Source organism: Streptomyces sp. CB02959, from assembly GCF_002803155.1.
GTDB lineage: Bacteria > Actinomycetota > Actinomycetes > Streptomycetales > Streptomycetaceae > Streptomyces.
The window spans coordinates 1-3,482 of the sequence record NZ_NNBP01000078.1 but is presented as its reverse complement, the minus strand read 5'-3'; the positions used below and the strand labels follow the sequence as shown (position 1 = coordinate 3,482).

Sequence of the window (3,482 nt, the reverse complement as noted above, 5' to 3'; positions counted from 1 at the left end):
TACAAGCCCGCCTACCGTCACCCGACGACACCTGCACAGATCAACCCTGACAGTTATTCAGACACAGGCCCCGGCCGTGCCGGAGTACTGCCGTTGCACTCCCGCCGACCGCACTCCCTTCTTGAGGAACCCCGTGTCGTCCACGATCAGGACTGCGTCCCGGTCACCGAGGTTGTCAACGACGTAGTCCCGTACGTCAGCCAGAACTTCGTCGGCGTCCCACTCGATCCGGTTCATGAACCGGTGGAGGCGATCCGGGCCCGTATGGCCGGCCTCCTCGGCCAGCGTCCACCCGTTCTTCCGCTCCAACGCAGAGATCAACCCCCGCATGTACGCAAGTGCCGACTCCCGCGGCTCCGACCTGGAGAACCGATGCACAAACCGTCCATGCACCGCCTCCAACTCACCATCCCACACCCTCACATCAGCAAGATCCCCACCCACGACCACACCAACGACCAACCTGCCCAACCGTCACACCAAAGACCGTTGCAGTACTAGGTATCCGGTAAGGGCGGAATCGAGCCGCTCCGTCGGAGGGCCCGAGGGTGGCCGGTCGGCGGAGGCCGAGACGGAGTGGGTTCGGCGTTCGCCGTTGCGGGTGCCGCGGTAGGGCGGGCGGCCGGTGGACCGGCCCATACCGCGTGAACGCCGCTCACCGCCGAGAACGCCGTCTACCCATCGATTCCGTATTTATCGAATGTTGACCGGACACACCTACGGTCACGTGACGAACGAATCCCGTCCCACACCCCCCCAGGAGACGCTCATGTTACGAAGATCGCGAATCGGACTCATCGCCGCCCTCATGGCCACCGTACTGCTGGCCGGCGGGATGGAGGCGTCCGCCCGCGCCGCGCCGGCCGTCGCGAAACCGGCCCCGACGGCGGGCGTACGCATGGGTACCGACGGCCAGGACGCGCCCCTGCGGCCAATCTCCGAACGTACGGCCCAGGCGCTGCGGGAGCGCGGGCCGAGCCCGCGCGCCGCGGCCGCGGCAGGGCCGGTCGACGCCCTTCAGGCGCTCGTCGACATCATCACCTATCTGGTCCAGATCTTCGACAACCACAAGGCCAAGGACCAGGGGGCCTTCGTCCAAGGCGTGATCAACGACTCGTGCGCCATGGTCCAGGGTCATTACAACGTGTTGATGGTCAAGGAGGAAAACGCCTCCTACGACACCAACTTCAACGGCGTGCGCTGGGAGGGCCGGCTCCACTACAGCTGGGACGGCTCCGCCACGTACCACTACTGGATCTTCGAATCCGGCAGCTTCCGTCTGAGGAGCGACGGCGGGTGGCGCAACTGGGGCTTCTGCGGGCGCTTCACCGGGAACGGTCCCGAGGTCGTCTTCCACCAGGCCGACGGGAACAGCCTGAAGAAGCAGGACCAGCAGAACAAGTGCGTGGACGTGCAGTCGAGTTCCACCAACAGGGGCACCCCGATCCAGATGTACGACTGCAACGCAACCAACGCCCAGTGGTGGTACCGGGACGGACTCGCGCTCAGGTCCGGCCTGCCCGGCAACAAGTGCCTCGACGCGGGCGGAGGCGGCTGGACCGACAAGGTACAGCTGTGGGACTGCAACGGGAGCCCGCCCCAGCAGTGGGACTACGTCGGCAACGGCTCCCTGCGCAACCGCAAATGGAACTACTGCCTGGACATCCCCAACGGGGACACCGGCAACGGCAACCGGCTCCAGATGATGCCGTGCAACGACGGTCCCGCCCAGCGGTTCACCCTTCCCTAGCCCCGGAGACGAGACGAAGATGACGACCACAGCAGTCCGGCGGGGCGCGCGCATCACGCTGCTCGCCTGCACGGCACTCGCGCTCGGAGCCGGCGGTGTCCTCCCGGCTCAGGCCGCGCCCGCCCGTCCGGCGGCCGCGCGCGCCACCACCGACGACGAGGTGAACATCACCCAGGGGCAGCCCGACTGGGGGCTCGACCAACGGCTGCGCGACCTCCACCAGCAGAACAAGTCCAAGAGCCGGGGCGACTACGTCCAGAGCCTGGTCAATGGCCTGGGCCCGTCTCTGAACGGCCACTACAACCTGCTCGTGACGGTCTCCGACGCCCGCTTCACCCACAACCTCACCGGGTTCAGATTCCGGGCTCTGGTACGGAAGTCGAGCGGCGTCTACTACAATATTTGGGTCTTCGAATCGGGCGACTTCCAGCTCCAGAGCGACGGAGGCTGGTCCAACTGGGGTTTCTACGGGCACGGGAACCGGTCGGGCGGGAACGTCTCCTTCCAGCGGGTGCCCGGCGGCGAGATCCGGGGCAAGGACGGAAAGTGCCTGGATGTCGCCGGTTCCCGGGCCGAGAACGGCCGGGCCGTGCAGATGTACGACTGCAACAACACCAACGCCCAGTGGTGGCGCCGCGAAGGCTCGGCGCTGCGCGCCGGTGACCTGGGCAGCTGGTGCCTGGACGCGGCGGGCGCGTCCACGGGTGCACAGGCCCAGCTCTGGGTGTGCAACGGCACGCCGCCTCAGCAGTGGTCCTACGAGTCGGGGCAGTTGCGGAACGCCCAGTGGGGGTACTGCCTGGACGTGCCCAACGGCAATACGTCCAATGGCAGTCGGCTCCAGATGTCCGCGTGCGACGGGTCCGACCGGCAGCGGTTCACGATCCCCGGAGACTGATCACCCCGACGCGTGCCGGACGCGGGCCCGTGGCGGTCCGCGTCCGGCACGCGTCGGCGGGCGTCGGCGCACGGCGGGCGTCGAGAGCGGGAGAGACCTTTCCCCCGGGGGCGCCTCGTCCCCGTACAGCCCGCCGCCTAGTACTGCAACGGTGGGTGCTGTGACGGGTGGCCAGGTCAGGGGCTGTGGCTGCGGCGTTTGTAGTGGCTGGTGCGGGCTTGGTGCTGGCGTCGTCTGCGCCAGGTTGACCAGTGCAGGATGTGGTCGACGGGCGGGGGCCGGCGGTCGGGCCGGTGCCAGGGCCGCACCTCAACGCGAGCCCAGTCGTAAACGCGCGGGCCGTGCGCGCCCGCCCCGCAGGAGCGACGCTTCCACCTCTGCCGGGTGAGGCCGTGAAACAGGTCGTGGACGGGGTGGTCGATGGCTCAGCGGGTGACGACGGTGTCGTGACGGGCGGTGGCCATGACGTGGAAGACGTCTGCTTGTTCCAGTTCCGAGCGCCAGCCCTTGGAGAAGCCGTAGGCGGCATCCGCGGTCACCCAGCGGAACGGAATGCCATCAGCGATCGCTCGTCGGACCATCGCCTTGGCCATGGCCACCTTCGTCTCGAAGGCGACCGTGTCCCCGATGCCGGCCCGACGGCACCGGGTCCGGTCATCCGTCCACGAGGCCGGCACATACAGGCGGCGGTCGATCAGCGTCCTGCCCCGGTCGGTCGCATAGGCGAGAAAGACACCGACCTGGCAGTTCTCGATCCTGCCCGGGGCCTGTGTCTGAATAACTGTCAGGGTTGATCTGTGCAGGTGTCGTCGCGTGACGGTAGGCGGGCTTGTA

General features: G+C 67.7%; 2 protein-coding genes and 2 pseudogenes. 2 read left to right on the top strand and 2 right to left on the bottom strand.

The genetic code is table 11. The features are described from left to right. Window positions 1-69: 69 nt before the first annotated feature. Window positions 70-444 (bottom strand): annotated as a pseudogene (locus CG747_RS46820) (transposase); the annotation flags it as partial. A gap of 325 nt (window positions 445-769) precedes the next feature. Between CG747_RS46820 and CG747_RS46815 the strand changes: the two are divergent. After that, a complete protein-coding gene (locus tag CG747_RS46815) occupies window positions 770-1,750 on the top strand; it encodes a ricin-type beta-trefoil lectin domain protein (RefSeq protein WP_180986051.1) in 981 nt (326 codons plus the stop codon). A 19-nt stretch (window positions 1,751-1,769) separates the two neighbouring features. After that, window positions 1,770-2,648 (top strand): ricin-type beta-trefoil lectin domain protein, encoded by an 879-nt coding sequence (locus CG747_RS46810; protein ID WP_100607953.1) that lies wholly within the window; start codon window positions 1,770-1,772, stop codon window positions 2,646-2,648. 200 nt (window positions 2,649-2,848) lie between these two features. On the opposite strand, the pseudogene CG747_RS46805 reads toward CG747_RS46810, so the two are convergent. Continuing rightward, window positions 2,849-3,409, bottom strand: a pseudogene (locus CG747_RS46805) (transposase); the annotation flags it as partial. Between the last annotated feature and the right edge of the window lie 73 nt (window positions 3,410-3,482).

Excerpts from the sequence above, each read along its gene's own strand:
- CG747_RS46815 (WP_180986051.1), top strand. The coding sequence starts at position 770 with ATGTTACGAAGATCGCGAATCGGACTCATCGCCGCCCTCATGGCCACC.
- CG747_RS46810 (WP_100607953.1), top strand. The coding sequence starts at position 1,770 with ATGACGACCACAGCAGTCCGGCGGGGCGCGCGCATCACGCTGCTCGCC.